Raw genomic sequence first — 17,002 nt, 5'->3', positions numbered from 1 at the left:
GTCTTCATTCGTAACGGAGGGCTTCGGCCGGCTTCACGCGCGCGGCCGCCCAGCTCGGGTAGATGGTGGCCACGAAAGCCAGCAGCACGGCGACGCCGCCGATGGTGCCGACGTCGGGCCAGCGCAGCTCGGACGGCATCTCGCTGATCAGGTAGACCTCCTTCGACAGGAACTGCACGCCGAGCACGCGCTCGATGAAGGGGACGATCACGTCGACGTTGAGCGCGACCGTCACGCCCAGCGCCACGCCGAGGGCCGCGCCCAGCACGCCGACCAGCGTCCCCTGCACCATGAAGATCTTCATGATCGAGCGCGGCGACGCGCCCAGCGTGCGCAGGATCGCGATGTCGGCCTGCTTGTCCTTGACCGTCATCACCAGGGTCGAGACCAGGTTGAAGGCGGCCACCGCGATGATCAGGGTCAGGATGATGAACATCATGCGCTTTTGCGACTGCACGGCGGCGAACCAGATGGTGTTCACCTGCGACCAGTCGCGCAGCACCAGCTCCTCGGGCATGCTGCGGCGCAGCTCGGAGGCGACGCGGGGCGCCTGGTGCAGGTCGCGCAGGCGCAGGCGCACGCCGATCGGGCCGGCCACCCGGGCCGCCTGGGCGGCGTCGTCGATGTTGGCAAACACGAGGGCGGAATCGAATTCGTAATGGCCGGCCTCGAAGATGCCCGACACCACGAAGGACAGGGTGCGCGGCATCGCGTTGGCCGAAGCTTCGCCAGAAGCCCCCGGGGTGGCCTGCGGATCGCTGGCCGCCATCAGCATCGCCAGGCGGTCGCCGACCTTGACGTCGAGCGCGGCGGCCAGGGCGCTGCCCAGCACCACGTTCATCGAACCGGGCGTGAGCGAATCGAGGCTGCCCTGTTTCATCTGGCCCGCCACGTCCGACACCTTCGCCTCGGCGCCCGGCAGCACGCCGCGCATCAGCACCGGCTTCATGACGCCGTCGCGCAGCAGCATGCCCTGGGCCTCGACGAAGGGCGCGGCGGCAACCACCTCGGGGTTGCGCGCAGCCTCGCGCTCGACGGCGCGCCAGTCGGGCATGGCGCCGCGCACGTCGAAGATCTCGACGTGGGCCAGCACCGACAGCATGCGGTCGGTGACTTCCTTCTGGAAGCCGTTCATTACCGACAGCACGACGATCAGGGCCGCCACGCCGAGCGCGATGCCGGCCACGGAAATGAGCGAGATGAAGGAAATAAAACGGTTGCGTCCGCTACGCTTGCCGGCGCGCGTATAGCGCAGGCCGACCAGCCATTCGAACGGCAAATTGTGGACGATACTCATGAAACTCCGGTTGCAAACGATGACGCCGCGGCCAGGCGAGCGAGGGCCACGATGCGGATTTCCAAAATTCTAACACCTCGGCCGCACGCGCGACGCCAACTCGACGGTAAGCTTGCACGGGCGTCCCACGGGCATGCTGTGGCGCGCGCGGCACGCCTGCGCGGCGCGGGAGGTCGCGCGCCGGACGCCGGCCCATCGCTTGCGGCCCGGATGGACTAAAATTACGGTATGGCCCACATCACGCTCGTCCTGCCCTTCGCCCTTCCCGTCCCCGAATTTGCCCCCGACCTCGTGCGCGCGCTCGAGGCGCCGGCGCTGGCCGCCCTGCTCTCGCGCACCAGCAGCTATGAGCGGATCGCCGTCAACGACGCCGTGCGCGCGCTGCCGCACGAGCAGTGGCTGGCCGGGGCGCTCGGGCTGGCGGACGGCGGCCGCCCCGCGCTGGCGGCCGCTGCCATGCGCGGGCGCGGCATCGCGCCGGCCGAGGGCATCTGGTTCATCGTCAACCCGGCCCACGTCGAAATCGCGCGCACCCACCTGTTGATGGCCGACCTGCGCCACCTGCAGTTGAGCGAGGCCGACAGCCGCGCCCTGTTCGACGCGGCCCAGCCGTATTTCGAGGAAGCCGGCCACGCCCTGGCGTGGGGCGACGCCCAGACCTGGTACATGCGGGCCGACGACTGGGCCGGCCTGGACACGGCCACCCCGGACGCCGCAGTCGGCATGGACCTGACCGACTGGATGCCGGCAGGCAGCAAGGCCGCCGCGTTCCGGCGCCTCCAGAACGAGGTGCAGATCCTGTGGCATACGCACCCGGTGAACGCGGCGCGCGAGGCGCGCCGGCTGCCGCCGGTGAATGCCTTCTGGCTGTGGGGAGCGGCGGACGCGATCCGCGTGCGCGAGCGCGAGCCCCGGCTGGCCGCCTTCGACGCGGCGCCCTGGGTCGAGGCCCTGGCCGACGAGCATCCGCGCGACTTGCCGGCGTTTGTCGAAGGCCTGGCGCAGGACACGATCCTGGTCTGCGGCAGCGCCGCCGCGCCCGCCATCAGCGCCGACTGGGGCGGCTGGATCGCGCAGATGGCACAGCTTGAAGCTGCGCTGTTCGCACCCATCTTGCATGCACTGACGAAAAACAGCGGCCGCGTGCGCAGCGTCAGCCTGGTGCTGAGCCACCGCGACGCCCATGCCGCCTGCACCACCAACGCCATGGCGCAACGCAAGTTCTGGCGCCGCCCGACCCTGGACCGACTGCTTTGAAGAGACCCGTGCTTTGATTACGCGCATCACCACCCGCCCCTGCCCGTTCCGCCAGTCCGAAATGCTGCGCCAGGGCGGCGTGCACCCCGTCCTCGCCCGCATCTATGCCGCGCGCGGCCTGTCCGACCCGCGCGAACTGTCGAGCGAGCTGGCCGCCCTGGTGCCGCCGTCCGGCCTGCGCCACATCGACGCCGCCGCCGTGTTCCTGGCCGACGCGATCGCGGCCGGCAAGAACATGACGATCGTCGCCGACTACGATTGCGACGGCGCGACCGCCTGCGCCGTCGCCTTGCGCGGCCTGCGCGCGATGGGCGCGAAGGTCGACTACATCGTGCCCAACCGTTTCGAATACGGCTATGGCCTGACGCCCGAAATCGTCGAGCTGACCGCGCGCGAAAAGTCGCCCGACGTCATCATCACGGTCGACAACGGCATCGCCAGCATCGAGGGCGTGCTGGAAGCGAACCGGCGCGGCATCGAAGTCGTCGTCACCGACCACCACCTGCCGGGCGACGCGCTGCCGCCGGCGCGCGTGATCGTCAACCCGAACCAGCCCGAATGCGGCTTCCCGAGCAAGCACCTGGCCGGTGTCGGCGTCGTGTTCTATGTGTTGCTGGCCCTGCGCGCCGAACTGCGCCGGCGCGGCGTGTTCGACGCCGCGACGCAACCCAAGCTCGACAACCTGCTCGACCTGGTTGCCCTGGGCACGGTGGCCGACGTCGTGAAACTCGACGCCAACAACCGGATCCTGGTCGCGCAAGGCATCAAGCGCATGCGCGCCGGACGCATGCACGCGGGCGTGGCCGCGCTGTTCCGGGTCGCCGGGCGCGAAGCGCGCTGCGCCTCGCCCTTCGACCTCGGCTTTGCCGTCGGCCCGCGCCTGAACGCGGCCGGCCGGCTGGAAGACATGTCGCTCGGGATCGAGTGCCTGACCACCGACGACGAAGGCCGCGCCTGGGCGATCGCCCAGCAGCTCAACGAGATCAACCTCAAGCGCCGCGAGATCGAGGCCGAGATGCAGGACACGGCGCTGCTGCACCTCGATGCTTTTCAACCTACCAACAGCAGCACCATCGCCGTCTTCGACGAAGGCTGGCACCAGGGCGTGATCGGCATCGTCGCCTCGCGCCTGAAGGAAAAATTCTTCCGGCCGACGATCACCTTCGCGCCGGGCGGCCCAGGCCTGATCAAGGGCTCGGGGCGCTCAATTCCCGGCTTTCACATGCGCGACGCGCTCGACCTGGTCTCGAAGCGGGTGCCGGGCCTGATCGACAAGTTCGGCGGCCACGCGATGGCGGCCGGCCTGACCATCAGGCTCGACGCTTTCGAGTCCTTCCAGCAGGCCTTCGAGGCCGTCGGCCGCGCCTGGCTGACCCAGGCACAGCTGGAACGCGTGGTCGAAACCGACGGGCCGCTCGAGGACGAGTTCTACTGCACCAGCTTCATCGAACTGATGGACGGCCAGGTCTGGGGCCAGGGTTTCGCGCCACCCGTGTTCTGCGACGAATTCCGCGTGCTGAGCCAGCGCATCCTGAAGGAAAAACACCTCAAGCTGCTGCTCGAGAAGAACGGGCGCCGCTACGACGCCATCTGGTTCGGCCGCACCGACGGCCTCGGCGACCGGGCACGGGTCGCGTTCCGGCTCGATGCGAACGAGTACAACGGGGTGACCAAGGTGCAGTTACTGGTGGAGCACGCGGAACCGGCGTAGGGTGGAGTCATGGATGCCGGGGGCATCCATGACACGTCCACGCGTTACGGACCGCAGTCGCAGCCCTTGTCGAACACCACCCGCCAGGTCCCCGGCCCTTCCAGCCGCCACACGGAATGGAAACGTCCGACCTGCTTGCCGGCCGCGTCCTTCACCGGCCCGCTGCTGAAGGCCAGCGTGCCCGAGGCCAGCACTTCGACCTCGTCCGGCTCCCACGCAAACGGCGCCTGCGGCTTGTCGAAGTACGGCCGCCAGGCCTGCGCCACGGCGTCCTTGCCGCGCTGCGCGCCGCCGGCGCCCATGAACACGGCCTCGCGCGACAGGAAAGCGGTGAAGGCGTCGAAGTCGCGCCGCGCCATCGTTGCGGCAAAAGCGCGCTCGGCGTCGACCACCTGCTGGCGCAATTCGCCGGGTTCCACGCGCGAGCCGCGCGCGAGCACGAGCGCCGCCGCACCGGCGACCATCGCCACTACCAGAAGAAGACCTGCCGAGCGCCAACGCATGGAATAACCTTTTCTTTTTAGCAATTCGGCAGCGATTCTGGCACGCGTGCGCCCGATTGACAACTATCCGTTGCATCAGGTCCTAAAACGGAGTATAAATCCTCCAGAATCGGAGGAAACAATGAGCCCTGCCCACTTTGCCTATTCCTATCCGAGCAGCCGTTACGAACCGGCCGTGCTGGTCGACCTGCATTCGCGGGCCGAGCGCGAGCGCCTCTCGAAATCGGCCCTGACCGGCTTCTTCAAGCTGGCTGCCGCCTGGCAGCTGCGCGACGACGATGCGCGCGAGCTGCTCGGCGGGCTGTCGGCCTCCAGCTACTACGACTGGAAAAAGAACCCGGACCGGCTGCTCGAGGTCGACCGCATCACCCGCATTTCCTACCTGATCGGCATCTACAAGGCCCTGCACATCCTGTACGGCGACAAGCTGGCCGACGAGTGGGTGTCGCTGCCCAACAGCAACGTGATTTTCGGCGGGCGCACCCCGCTCGCCGTGATGCTGGGCGGCGGCCTGCTGGCCATGCAGACGGTGCGCAAGCTGCTCGACGCGCGCCGCGGAGGCCTGTGATCTTGCCGGTCGTTCCCAAACTCACCAGCCTGCGCCAGTTCGACACCTGGCGCCTGATCCCTTCGCGCTTTGCCGACCTCGCCGATTCGGTGCTGGCCCCCCTGGCGGACGACGACGCCACCCTGAACGACCTGTTCGAACTCGACAACGCGACCAACGAGCGCCTGCGCCGCGAAGCCGACCTGCTGCCCGGCATCGGCGTCCACGAACTCGTCTTCGGCGTCCCGCAATTTCGCGTCATTAATGCCGCATTCACTTATGCGCGCCCGGAAGGCAGCCGTTTCAACGACGGCGAGCGCGGCGCCTGGTATTGCGCCTTCGAGGCCGAGACGGCGCTGGCCGAGGTCTGCTTCCACAAGGCGGTCGAGTACCAGGAAATCAATCGCTTCGACGATAGCGTCACTTACCAGGCCCTGCTGGCCGACTTCAACGCCCCGTTCCACGACATCCGCGGCGTGCGCAGCTTCGCCAAATGCCTCGATCCGCGCAGCTACGTCGCCTCGCAGGAGCTGGCGGCCACCTTGCTCGAGGCCGGCTCGACCGGCATCATCTACCCCAGCGTACGGCGTCCCGAGGGCACCAACCTGGCCTGCTTCCGCCCCGCCCTGGTGGGTAACGTGCGCAAGGGAGCGGCCTATCGGTTAACATGGGCGGGTACGCCGATCCCGACGGTCGAGCCCATTTGACGTATCACGACCACGAATCCCGACCACGCATCACGAGCACGCATGAAAACCAATCCCGAAAACGATACCGAGCTGCACGACAAGATCAACCGCGAAACCGGCCGCATCCGCTGGGACGAGCTGGAGCGCCACTTCGCACAGGGCAACGTGATTTATGTCAGCGAAGAGCTCGACCTGATCGACGTCGCGATGCGCGTCTCCCACGACGACAAGGAGAGCATCACGCGCTGGATGCGTGACGGTAAGGTCGCCAAGGTGTCGGACCTGCAGGCCCAGACCTGGGCCGCCGGCGACATCGCGCTGTGGGCCTCGGTGGTGCATCCCTTCATCCTGGTGCAGCCGGAGAAAAAACAGCTCCACTGAAGCAACCCGGCCGCGGCGCCGCCCGCGGCCGGCCCCCGCATCCTTGCGCGACGGGCAAGCGCACATGTTGCAGATTTGCCTCAAAGCATCTTTTAGCAAGGCACCGGCTGGTATACTCCTGCCATCGTTCCCTGCGACATACATCCCCAGGCATACCACCCAGTCACCGGCGTGCACCAGCCGCGCCTCCCCGAAGGAAACCCACGTGAAGAACCTCAAGATCGGTGCCCGGCTCGGCATCGGATTCGCCGTCGTGCTCGCCCTGCTGCTGGCCGTGACCCTGGTTGCGCTGGCGCGCATGCAGGCCGCCGGCGACTTGACCGCTCGCCTAGTCGACACCAGCATCCAGAACCAGCGTAACGTTGCCGAATGGGGGAAGTTCATTGAACTCAACAGCGCCATGCTCCAGACCGTTTACGTCTCGAACGACCCCGCGATCACCCAGGCCGTCGAAGCGCACATGAAATCGGTGTCGGCCCGTTCGACCGAACTCCAGAACACCATCGAAGCGTCGCTGCGCGACCCGGCAGTGCTGGAGCAGTTCCGGATCGTCAAGGCGAGCCGCGTGCCCTATCTCGACGCCAGGACCGCCCTGTTCAAGGCCAAGGCCGACGGCGACGCCGTCCTGGCCGCCAAGGTGTACAAGGAGCAACTGGTCCCGGCCAGCACCGTGTTCCTGCGCGAAATGAACAAGCTGGCCGCGCTTCAGATCCAATCCGCCGATAGCGTCGCCGCCGGCATCCTCGCCTCCTACGAAAACACCCGCGCCTTGCTGGCCGGCCTCGGCCTGGCCGCCCTGCTGCTGGGCGCCGCCTGCGCCTGGGCCATCACGCGTTCGATCACGGTGCCGCTGCGCCATGCCGTCGGCTTCGCCCAGCGCGTGGCGCGCGGCGACCTGACCAGCCGCGCCCGCAACGAGCCGCGCGACGAAACGGGCGACCTGCTGCGCGCGCTGGCCGGCATGACGGCGGCGCTGGCCGGGATCGTCGGCCACGTGCGCAGCAGCACCGGCGCGATCGGCCTTGCCGCCAACGAGATCGCCAGCGGCAACGCCGACCTGTCGAGCCGCACCGAGCAGCAGGCCGGCTCGCTCGAGGAAACCGCCTCCTCGATGGAAGAACTGACCTCGACCGTGCGCCAGAACGCCGACAATGCGCGCCAGGCCAACACGCTGGCGCGCCAGGCCGCGGCCATCGCGGGCGAAGGCGGCGCGGTGGTGGCCGAAGTCGTCGCCACGATGGGCTCGATCAACGATTCTTCGCGCAAGATCGTCGACATCATCGGCGTCATCGACGGCATCGCCTTCCAGACCAATATCCTGGCCCTGAACGCCGCGGTGGAAGCGGCGCGTGCCGGCGAGCAGGGCCGTGGCTTCGCGGTCGTTGCCGGCGAGGTGCGCAACCTGGCCCAGCGTTCGGCGGCCGCGGCCAAGGAAATCAAGGCGCTGATCGACGATTCGGTGAACACGGTGGCCGCCGGCGCCAGGCAGGTCGACCGCGCCGGCACCACCATGGGCGAGATCGTGCGCAGCATCGAGCACGTCACCGCGATCATGGCCGACATCGCCGACGCCAGCGAGGAACAGAGCGCCGGCATCGAGCAGGTCAACGCCGCCATCGTCGACATGGACCGCGTCACCCAGCAGAACGCGGCGCTGGTCGAGGAAGCGGCGGCGGCGGCCGAATCGATGCAGGAACAGGCGGCGCGCCTGGCCGACGTGGTCAGCACGTTCAAACTCGACGACGCGCCCGGCACGCAGCGTGCCCCGCAGGCGGCACACGCCCAGGCAGCCGGCGCGCGCCTGGCGCTGGCCGGAAACTAAGGATCAGGCTGGGAGCCGGGCCGGAGCCGCGCGCCGGCCGCGGCCCGGCATTTCCTCGAGCTGGAAGGTATTCACGACCCCCGCCAGCTCGTCGGCCTGCTCGCGCAGCGACTGGGCGGCCGCCGACGCTTCCTCGACCAGCGCCGCGTTTTGCAGCGTCATCTCGTCCAGGCGCACGATGGCGCCGTCGACCTGCTCGATGTCCGCGCGCTGGACCCGGGTGGCGCTCGAGATCTGGCCCATGATGCTGCTGACCCGCTGCACGCCCTCGACCACCTTGCGCATGGTGTCGCCGGCCTCGCCGACCATCGCCGTGCCGGTGCCGACCTTGGCCACGGAATCCTCGATCAGCGCCTTGATCTCCCTGGCCGCCGCCGCCGAGCGGTGCGCCAGGCTGCGCACCTCGCCGGCCACCACGGCGAAACCGCGGCCCTGCTCGCCGGCCCGCGCCGCCTCGACCGCGGCATTCAGGGCCAGGATATTGGTCTGGAAGGCGATGCCGTCAATGACGGCGATGATCTCCTCGATCTTGCGCGACGAATCCTGGATCAGGTTCATGGTCGCGACCACGCCCTCGACCGCCGCGCCGCCCTGCAGCGACACCCGGGACGCCTCGTCGGCCAGCAGGCTGGCCTGGGCCGCGTACTCGGCATTCTGGCGCACCGAGCCGATCAGCTGCTTCATGGAGCCGGCGATCTGCGCCAGCGCGGCCGCCTGGGTTTCGGTGCGGTTCGACAGGTCGAGGTTGCCCGAGGCGATCTGGGCCGAGGCCGAGGCGATCGCCTCGGTGCCGCCGCGCACGCGCGCCACGATGCTTGATAAGCTGTCGCGCATGGCGCTCATCGCATACAGCAGGCTGGCCGGACGGGCGCGGCCGGTGTCGACCGGGTGCTGCAACTGGCCCTGGGCGATGGCGCGCGCCACGTCGGTGGCGTAGGCAGGCTCGCCGCCGAGCTGGCCCACCAGGCTGCGCGACATCGCCAGTCCGATCGCGGCGCACAGCACGGCAGCCAGCAGGCTCAGGGCCATGATCCAGTAGCGCGCCCCGGATGCCTCGGCGGCGGCGTCGGCGGCCGCGCGCGTGGTGCGGGCCTGCAGCTCGGTGAGCAGGACGTCGATGTCGGCCACGATCTGGCGCCGCAGCGGGCTGCACTCGTCGACCAGGAAGGCCGCGAACGCCGCCTTGTCCTGGGCGGCGTGGAAGCGGCGCGGACGCTCCAGCTCGGTGGCCATGCGCAGCATCGACGCGCGCACCTTGTCGTAGCCGGGGTTGCCCTTCAGGAGCGGGTCGAGCCGGGCCAGCGCGGCGAGATAGGCGGCCTTGTTAGCGTCGACGAGGTCGAGCTCACGGGCAGCCGCTTGCGCATCGTCGAAGATATACGCGTTGCGGGCGGCGATGCCGGTCTGGGCCAGCGCCTCGCGCGCCTGGTAGAGCGGCTCGAGTTGCGTGCTGCGGAACGATTCGGCATTGTCCAGCGTGGCCTCGATGCTGTTGACGCGCGTGACCGCGAACACGGCCAGGGTCAGTGTGACAAGCAGGACAAGCGCAAACGCGGTGGCGAGCCGGGCCGCGAGGCTGGACTGGGTTAACTTCATTGTTTCTCCTGATGGGGATCGCGGCGACAAGACTCTGCGACCACATTGACGAAATGGCTCGCATTCTGCCCCACTTATTGCTTAGATGCAACATTTCTTTGAGTCTTTTATCGCTTTCGTCATCATTTCTGGCCGATTCGCAACGAAGCTTAGTTACATTCATCAAATCGGCTATACTTCCATAAACAGTGGGAATATTGATGAACAGCAATTTCACAGAAGAAGACCCAATTTTGACCACGAGCGAGGCCGCGCGCATGCTTGGCGTGGCGACCAGCACGGTCCAGCTCTGGATGGAAAGCGGCGCGATCGAATCGTGGAAAACGCCGGGCGGCCACCGCCGCACGCGCCAGAGCCACATCCGCGCCCTCATGAACAAGGTCAGCGGCCAGTCGGCCGGCGAAGAGCGGCGCGTGCTGCCGACGCCGACCGATCCAGAATTCCTGCCGCTGCCGGACGCCTCGTTCCCGCAGATCGCCGACGAGGCCCAGCGCCTGGCGGCCCTGGCGGCCTCGAACCTGGTCGACACCCCTGCGGAAGAACGCTTCGACCGCATCGTGCGCCTGGCCTCGATGGTGACCGATTCGCCGATCGCCCTCATTTCGCTGCTGACCTCGAAGCGCCAGTGGTTCAAGGCGCGCATCGGCCTGGCGCCCCAGCAGACGCCGCGCGAATGGGCATTCTGCTCGCACGCGATCCTGAAAGACGCGCCCTTCGTGGTCGAAGACGCGATGGCCGACGCCCGCTTTTCCGGCAACCCGCTGGTGCTGGCCGACCCGCACATCCGTTTCTATGCCGGCGTGCCGCTGCGCGACCGCTCCGGCATGGCGATGGGCACCCTGTGCGTGATCGACCGCGAGCCGCGCAAGCTGCGCGCGGCCGAGCTGCAAGCGCTGGTCGACCTGGCGGCGATTGCCGCCGACGAGATCGGGACGCCGCCGGAACGCAATTAATCCCGGGCAGCGGCGACAAGCTTGCCGGGAACGGCGCACAGACCCGTAGGGTGGACGGCTCCGCCCAAGCGAATGTGCAGCCTGCGACAGTGGCGCCGCCCACGCGTTCGAGCGACAGGTGATCTGTCGCGAAATTTCGCGCGATTGTTGAACGCGTGGGCGGCGCGGAGGGCGAGTATGCGCGCACTCCCGAGTGGAGCCGTCCACCCTACGTGCCTGATCTCGCCTTATTGCCCGGGCCCCCTATGCTGCAAGGCATGCGCCGCCTGCCGCATCAGCAGCTCCGCCTTGCGCGGATCGGGCTCAGTCAATGCCAGTTGCTGCAAAGCGGCCGGATGGCCGAGCGCCGCGGCATCCGCCAGCCAGCGGCGCGCGGCGGCGGCGTCCGCCGTCATCCCCTCGCCCGCGGCCAGCATGTTCGACAACGTAAACATCGCCGCCGGCACCTGGCCCTGCGCGGCCAGCGTCATCAGTTGCCCGGCGCGCACCGCATCCTGTTCCACGCCCGTCCCGTTCCGATACTTCAGTGCGAGGCGCCAGGCCGCTTCGGCGCCGCCTGCCTGCGCCTGCGCCGCCGGCACGTCCGGGGCTTCGGACCAGGCCACGGCACGTCCTGCGCACAGCGCCGCCAGCAAGGCCCCCAAAGACGCCGCGCGCCTCATTTCGACAGGTCGACCGCGTACAGCGCAAAACCCTTGCCGCGGCCGTCGTCGGCGCGCAGCAGGCTCACGTTGTCCAGCCCCGCCTCGCGGGCCAGGCCGAGCATGCCGGGCGCCGAATGGAAGACCACCGGGCCGCTCGTCGCCACGCGCTTGAAACGCCAGCTGCGCGCCGCGCCGTGCTCGGCGCGGGTCAGCTTCTTCACGTCGCGGATGTACCCGATCAGCACGTCGCGGCTGGTGTCGGGCGAGGCAAGCACGGTCTTGCTGCCGTCCAGTCCCGGGAAGTTGCCGCCGCCGCTGGCACGGTAGTTATTCGTGGCGACGATGAATTCCTGCTCGGGCGTCACCGGCACGCCGCGCAGCGCCAGCTTGTCGATGCGCTGCCCCGGCGGACGGGTGAGGTCGATCTCGTAGCTGATCTCGCTCGAGGTGAGCGTGTCGAAGTTATAGCTCGGGAAGGTCGGGTCGACCAGTTCCTGCGGCTGCGGGTTCGACGGGTCGATCGTGTTGAAGCGCCGCGCCGCCGTCTCCAGCCAGTCCTTGAGGCCGGCGCCGTCGACCTTCACCGCATACAGCGCATTCGGATACAGGTAGAGGTCGGCCGCATTGTTCAGTGCCAGGTTCCCGGCGCGCACGTCGGTGAAATCGAAGGCGCCGGCCGAGCCGCTCTTGAACGGCGCCGACACCGACAGCACCGGCAGCTTCGCGTACTGCGGCAGGTTCGCCTGCACATACTTTTTCACGTAGGCTTCCTGCGCCGCGTTGACGACCGCGATGGCCGAGGTGTCGCCGACGTCGGCAAAATAGGTCGTCATGCGGAAGTCGGTGCTGCCGACCGGCGTCTTGACATAATCGATGGTCGCTTCGTGCTCCTGCCTGACCAGTTCCAGCACCTTCGGGTCGGCGGCGACGAAACGCTTGTCGGCGCGTTGCGCGCTGCGCGCCTCGACCAGCGTCTTGTCCTTCTCGATAACCCAGCCGCGCCCGTCGGCGCGCAGGTGCAGCGCGATCACGCCCAGGTGCTTGCCCCACAGGTTGGCCATCACGGTCGGCACGCCATGCACCAGGCCCCTGGCCTTGTCGACCCCGGGCAGCTGGAACTGGGGCGCGCTGCTGGCCGCGTTCGGGAACAGCTGGTGCGAATGCCCGAGCAGCATCGCATCGACGCCCGGCACCTGCGCCAGGTACCAGTTCGCGTTTTCCATCTGCGCCGTGTAGGGGCTGGCGTCCAGGCCGCCGTGCGAGATCGCCACCACGATGTCGGCGCCCTTGCGCCGCATCTCGGGCACGTACTTGCGCGCCGCTTCGACCACGCCCGTCGTGTAGACCTTGCCTTCGAGGTGACGCTTGTCCCAGGACATGATGGCCGGCGGCGTGAAACCGATGATCCCGACTTTCACCAATGCGCTGATCGGACGCCCCTTTGCATCGTGCGCCTTTACGCGCTTCTCGATGATCCGGTACGGCTCGAACAGGGGCTGTTTCGTCTTGACGCTGTAGACATTCGCCAGCACCTGCGGGAAGGCGGGGCCGGCGCAGGCCTTCGGCTGGTCGACGCCGGCCACCTGCAGGCGCTTGCCGGTCACCTGGCTCAGGTAGGCCAGGCCGTAGTTGAACTCGTGGTTGCCGATCGAGGAGCCGTCGTATTTCAGCGCGTTCATCACTTTATAGATGCCCAGCGTCTGGTCGCAGCGCAGCGGTTTCACCAGCGCCTGGTAGTCGGCCAGCGCATTGCCCTGGATGGTGTCGCCGTTATCGAAGAGCACCGTGTTGGCGTACTCGGCGCGCGCCTGGGCGATCAGGCTGGCGGTGCGGTCGAGGCCGATCGAAGGCTCGGCGGCCAGCTTGAAATAATCGTAGCCGACCACGTTCGAATGCAGGTCGGTGGTTTCCAGCACGGCCAGCACGGCGGTCGCGCCCTTGGGCGCGGGCTGGGCGGCAAGGACGGGGGCGGCAAGGACGGCCGGCAGCAGGACGATGCCGATCTGGTAAGAGAAAAAGGGGCGCATGGGGACGGAGGCAATGGGAACCGGGCGATGATACGGCAGGCGCCCGGCCGGCAGCAAGGCGCATGCAGGCCTCGCCACGGGCCGATATCGGCTAAGGTATAATCGAAGGTTCGATTCAACTCACTCAAAACCACCATCATGGAAGCTGAACGCATCAACGCCATCTCCGCCCTGCTGAACGACCTGACCGGTCGCGAAGCCGAACTTCGGAGGTATCTTTGACTTCGATCGGAAGTCGGAGAAACTAGAGCAGGTCAACGAAGAACTCGAGGATCCGACCGTCTGGAACGACCAGAAACGGGCGCTGGACCTCGGTAAAGAGAAAAAGGCGCTGGAAGGCGTGGTGCTGACGCTCGAGAAGGCGAAAGCCGACCTCGCGGATGCCGCCGACCTGTTCGAGATGGGCCGCGAGGAAGGCGACGACGACACCATGGAAGCCGTCGCCGCGGACCTGGAAGGCGTGAAGGCGACCATCGAGCAGATGGAGTTCCGCCGCATGTTCAGCAACCCGATGGACCATGCGAACTGCTTCATCGACATCCAGGCCGGCGCCGGCGGCACCGAAGCCCAGGACTGGGCCTCGATGCTGCTGCGCCAGTACCTGCGCTATTGCGAACGCAAGGGTTTCAAGGCCGAGATCCTGGAACAGTCCGACGGTGAAGTTGCCGGCATCAAGACCGCGACCATCAAGGTCGAGGGCGAGTACGCCTACGGCCACCTGCGCACCGAAACCGGCGTGCACCGCCTGGTGCGCAAGTCGCCGTTCGACTCGGCCAACGGCCGCCATACCTCATTCACCTCGCTGTTCGTGTATCCGGAAGTCGACGAGTCCTTCGAGATCGAGATCAACCCGGCCGACGTGCGCATCGATACCTATCGCGCATCGGGCGCGGGCGGCCAGCACATCAACAAGACCGACTCCGCGGTGCGCCTGACGCACGCGCCTTCGGGCATCGTGGTGCAGTGCCAGAACGACCGCTCGCAGCACCGCAACAAGGCCGAAGCCTTCGACATGCTGCGCGCCAAGCTGTTCGAACTGGAGATGCGCAAGCGCATGGCCGAGCAGCAGAAGCTGGAAGACTCGAAGACCGACGTCGGCTGGGGCCACCAGATCCGCTCCTACGTGCTCGACCAGTCGCGCATCAAGGACTTGCGTACCGGTTTCGAGACCGGCAATACCAAGAACGTGCTCGACGGCGACCTCGACGACTTCATTTCCGCTTCCCTGAAGCAGGGCGTCTGAGATGGCTGGAGCACAACGCGCGCTGATCTTCGACATGGACGGCACCATCGTCGACAACATGGGCTTTCACACCCGGTCCTGGATCACCTTCTTCGAACGGCGCGGCCGCGCCATCGATGCGGACGAATTCTTCCGCACCACGGCCGGCCGCCAGGGCAAGGAGATCATCCGTTCGCACCTGGGCGAGCACCTGCTCGACGACGAAGTCGCGACCCTGAACCACGAGAAGGAAGCGGTCTACCGCGAGCTGTACGCGCCGCACCTGAAAAGCGTGGCCGGCTTCGAGGACCTGATCGCCGATGCGCGCTCGCAAGGGATCGCGCTGGCGGTCGGCACCGCCGCGCCGCCGGCCAACGTCGAGTTCACGCTCGACGGGCTGGACCTGCGCCGCCATTTCGACGCCATCGTCGGCGCCACCGACGTCCCGCGCGGCAAGCCCCATCCCGACGTGTTCCTGGAAGCGGCGCGCCGCTGCGGCGCCGCCCCAAGCGACTGCATCGTCTTCGAGGACGCGCCGCTGGGCGTGGAAGCGGCGCGCCGCGCCGGCATGCGCTGCGTGGTGATCACCACCACCCTGCCCCGCGAAGCCTTCGCCGAATTCGACAACGTGATCGCCATCGTTTCCGATTTCTCGGCCCTGTCGCTCGACGCCCTGTTCGCCTGATCAAACCAAATAAACAACACTCATCATGACTACGGAAAACCAAGAGAACGCGCCAGCCGCGGCGCCAGTGACGGCGGCCGCCGACGAAAACAAGATCATGGCCGAGCGCCGCGTCAAGCTGGCCTCGATCCGCGAGCAAGGCGTCGCCTTCCCGAACGACTTCAAGCCGCAGCACAAGGCGGCCGAACTGCACGAGCAGTACGGCGGCTTGACCCGCGAAGAGCTGGAACAGAAAGCCATCCCGGTCGTGCTGGCCGGCCGCATGATGCTCAAACGCGAAGCCGGCAAGAAGGCAGCGTTTGCCACCCTGCAGGACGCCTCGGGCGCGCGCGCCGACGGCCGCATCCAGATCTACGTGACCCTGGACGCGACCGGCGAAGCCGCCATGGAAGCCTTCCGCAGCTACGACCTGGGCGACATCCTGGGCGTGGAAGGCACGCTGTTCAAGACCAAGGTCGACGAACTGACCATCAAGGTCACGAAACTGCGCCTGGTGACGAAAGCCCTGCGCCCGCTGCCGGACAAGTTCCACGGCCTGGCGGACCAGGAAACGAAATACCGCCAGCGCTACGTCGACCTGATCATGAACGAAGAGACGCGCCGCACCTTCAAGGCGCGCACCGCCGCGCTGTCGTCGATGCGCCGCTTCATGGAAAAGAACGGCTTCATGGAAGTCGAAACCCCGATGCTGCACCCGATCCCGGGCGGCGCCGCGGCCAAGCCTTTCATTACCCACCACAATGCGCTCGACATGCAGATGTTCCTGCGCATTGCGCCCGAGCTGTATTTGAAGCGTCTCGTCGTCGGCGGCTTCGACCGCGTGTTCGAGGTCAACCGCAACTTCCGCAACGAGGGCGTGTCAATCCGTCACAACCCGGAATTCACGATGATGGAATTCTATGCGGCCTACACCGACTACACCTGGCTGATGGACTTCACGGAAGCCGTGATCCGCCAGGCCGCGGTCGACGCCCAGGGCACGGCCGTGCTGTCGTATGGCGGGCGCGAGCTGGACCTGTCCAAGCCCTTCCAGCGCCTGACCATCGTCCAGGCGATCAACAAGTATGCGCCCGGCTACACGGCCGAGCAGCTGAACGATGCCGAATTCATCAAGGCGGAACTCAAGAAGTTCGGCGTCAAGCCCTTCGCCACCGCGGGCCTGGGCGCGCTGCAGCTGGCCCTGTTCGAAGAGACGGCCGAGTCCCAGCTGTGGGAACCGACCTATATCATCGACTACCCGGTCGAAGTGTCGCCGCTGGCGCGCGCCTCGGACACCCGTCCGGGCATCACCGAGCGCTTCGAGCTGTTCATGGTGGGCCGCGAGATCGCAAACGGCTTCTCGGAGCTGAACGATCCGGAAGACCAGGCGGCGCGTTTCCTGTCCCAGGTCGAAGCCAAGGATGCCGGCGACGAGGAGGCGATGTACTACGACGCCGACTACATCCGCGCCCTCGAATACGGCATGCCGCCGGCCGGCGGCTGCGGCATCGGCATCGACCGCCTGATCATGATCCTGACCGATTCGCCGAACATCCGCGACGTGCTGCTGTTCCCGCACCTGCGCAAGGAAGACTGAGCGCTTGTGATTGGATGAAGAACGGGGCGCACGATGCGCCCCGTTTTTTATTGTTGGCCTCGAATCGCCGTAGGGTGGGCGGCTTCGCCGCG

At 67.3% G+C, this 17,002-nt stretch carries 15 protein-coding genes; 10 read left to right on the top strand and 5 right to left on the bottom strand.

All coding sequences use genetic code 11. The features are described from left to right. Positions 1–4: 4 nt before the first annotated feature. Positions 5–1,297: a lipoprotein-releasing ABC transporter permease subunit gene (locus tag ACFPAH_RS12085; protein ID WP_379745265.1), complete on the bottom strand. Its 1,293-nt coding sequence runs from the start codon at positions 1,295–1,297 to the stop codon at positions 5–7. 228 nt (positions 1,298–1,525) lie between these two features. On the opposite strand from ACFPAH_RS12085, the gene ACFPAH_RS12080 reads away from it, so the two are divergent. Both ACFPAH_RS12080 and recJ read left to right on the top strand, forming a co-directional pair. Continuing rightward, positions 1,526–2,554, top strand: coding sequence for a hypothetical protein (locus ACFPAH_RS12080; RefSeq protein WP_379745262.1), 1,029 nt, complete (start codon positions 1,526–1,528; stop codon positions 2,552–2,554). A gap of 16 nt (positions 2,555–2,570) precedes the next feature. Then, the gene (recJ, locus tag ACFPAH_RS12075) at positions 2,571–4,265 is read left to right on the top strand and encodes a single-stranded-DNA-specific exonuclease RecJ (RefSeq protein ID WP_379745997.1); all 1,695 of its coding nucleotides are present in this window, start codon (positions 2,571–2,573) and stop codon (positions 4,263–4,265) included. 44 nt (positions 4,266–4,309) lie between these two features. Here recJ and ACFPAH_RS12070 read toward each other — a convergent pair whose 3' ends face one another. Then, on the bottom strand, positions 4,310–4,768 hold the full coding sequence (locus tag ACFPAH_RS12070; protein WP_379745259.1) for a YybH family protein: 459 nt from the start codon (positions 4,766–4,768) through the stop codon (positions 4,310–4,312). A 121-nt stretch (positions 4,769–4,889) separates the two neighbouring features. On the opposite strand from ACFPAH_RS12070, the gene ACFPAH_RS12065 reads away from it, so the two are divergent. The 4 genes from ACFPAH_RS12065 to ACFPAH_RS12050 all read left to right on the top strand — a co-directional run bounded on the left by ACFPAH_RS12065 (position 4,890) and on the right by ACFPAH_RS12050 (position 8,207). Further along, positions 4,890–5,336: an antitoxin Xre/MbcA/ParS toxin-binding domain-containing protein gene (locus ACFPAH_RS12065; protein ID WP_379745256.1), complete on the top strand. Its 447-nt coding sequence runs from the start codon at positions 4,890–4,892 to the stop codon at positions 5,334–5,336. A gap of 2 nt (positions 5,337–5,338) precedes the next feature. Beyond that, positions 5,339–6,022, top strand: coding sequence for an RES family NAD+ phosphorylase (locus ACFPAH_RS12060; protein ID WP_379745253.1), 684 nt, complete (start codon positions 5,339–5,341; stop codon positions 6,020–6,022). A 42-nt stretch (positions 6,023–6,064) separates the two neighbouring features. Next, complete coding sequence (locus ACFPAH_RS12055) at positions 6,065–6,385, top strand: DUF2288 domain-containing protein (protein WP_379745250.1); 321 nt, start codon at positions 6,065–6,067, stop codon at positions 6,383–6,385. A 205-nt stretch (positions 6,386–6,590) separates the two neighbouring features. Next, positions 6,591–8,207, top strand: coding sequence for a methyl-accepting chemotaxis protein (locus ACFPAH_RS12050; protein WP_379745247.1), 1,617 nt, complete (start codon positions 6,591–6,593; stop codon positions 8,205–8,207). Positions 8,208–8,210: 3 nt separating this feature from the next. Here the strand turns inward: ACFPAH_RS12050 and ACFPAH_RS12045 are convergent, their stop codons facing one another. Continuing rightward, a complete protein-coding gene (locus tag ACFPAH_RS12045; protein WP_379745244.1) occupies positions 8,211–9,803 on the bottom strand; it encodes a methyl-accepting chemotaxis protein in 1,593 nt (530 codons plus the stop codon). Positions 9,804–10,036: 233 nt separating this feature from the next. Here ACFPAH_RS12045 and ACFPAH_RS12040 point away from each other — a divergent pair, with 233 nt between their 5' ends. Next, positions 10,037–10,756, top strand: coding sequence for a GAF domain-containing protein (locus ACFPAH_RS12040; protein WP_379745241.1), 720 nt, complete (start codon positions 10,037–10,039; stop codon positions 10,754–10,756). A gap of 227 nt (positions 10,757–10,983) precedes the next feature. Here the strand turns inward: ACFPAH_RS12040 and ACFPAH_RS12035 are convergent, their stop codons facing one another. Both ACFPAH_RS12035 and ACFPAH_RS12030 read right to left on the bottom strand, forming a co-directional pair. After that, positions 10,984–11,361 (bottom strand): tetratricopeptide repeat protein, encoded by a 378-nt coding sequence (locus tag ACFPAH_RS12035; RefSeq protein WP_379745238.1) that lies wholly within the window; start codon positions 11,359–11,361, stop codon positions 10,984–10,986. A 53-nt stretch (positions 11,362–11,414) separates the two neighbouring features. Then, the gene (locus ACFPAH_RS12030) at positions 11,415–13,427 is read right to left on the bottom strand and encodes a bifunctional 2',3'-cyclic-nucleotide 2'-phosphodiesterase/3'-nucleotidase (RefSeq protein ID WP_379745235.1); all 2,013 of its coding nucleotides are present in this window, start codon (positions 13,425–13,427) and stop codon (positions 11,415–11,417) included. A 138-nt stretch (positions 13,428–13,565) separates the two neighbouring features. Between ACFPAH_RS12030 and prfB the strand changes: the two genes are divergently transcribed. From prfB to lysS, 3 genes are all read left to right on the top strand, one after another. Then, positions 13,566–14,670 (top strand): peptide chain release factor 2 gene (gene prfB, locus ACFPAH_RS12025; protein WP_379745232.1). Its coding sequence is split into 2 segments (ribosomal slippage): positions 13,566–13,646 and positions 13,648–14,670, totalling 1,104 coding nucleotides; the frame shifts between segments, so codons are not numbered across the junction. A 1-nt stretch (position 14,671) separates the two neighbouring features. Beyond that, complete coding sequence (locus tag ACFPAH_RS12020) at positions 14,672–15,334, top strand: HAD family hydrolase (protein ID WP_379745229.1); 663 nt, start codon at positions 14,672–14,674, stop codon at positions 15,332–15,334. Positions 15,335–15,359: 25 nt separating this feature from the next. Beyond that, positions 15,360–16,910 (top strand): lysine--tRNA ligase, encoded by a 1,551-nt coding sequence (gene lysS, locus ACFPAH_RS12015; RefSeq protein ID WP_379745226.1) that lies wholly within the window; start codon positions 15,360–15,362, stop codon positions 16,908–16,910. The last annotated feature ends 92 nt before the right edge of the window (positions 16,911–17,002 follow it).

The sequence above is a fragment of the Massilia sp. GCM10023247 genome (assembly GCF_042653325.1).
GTDB lineage: Bacteria > Pseudomonadota > Gammaproteobacteria > Burkholderiales > Burkholderiaceae_D > Telluria.
This window is presented reverse-complemented; position numbering and strand designations above follow the sequence as displayed.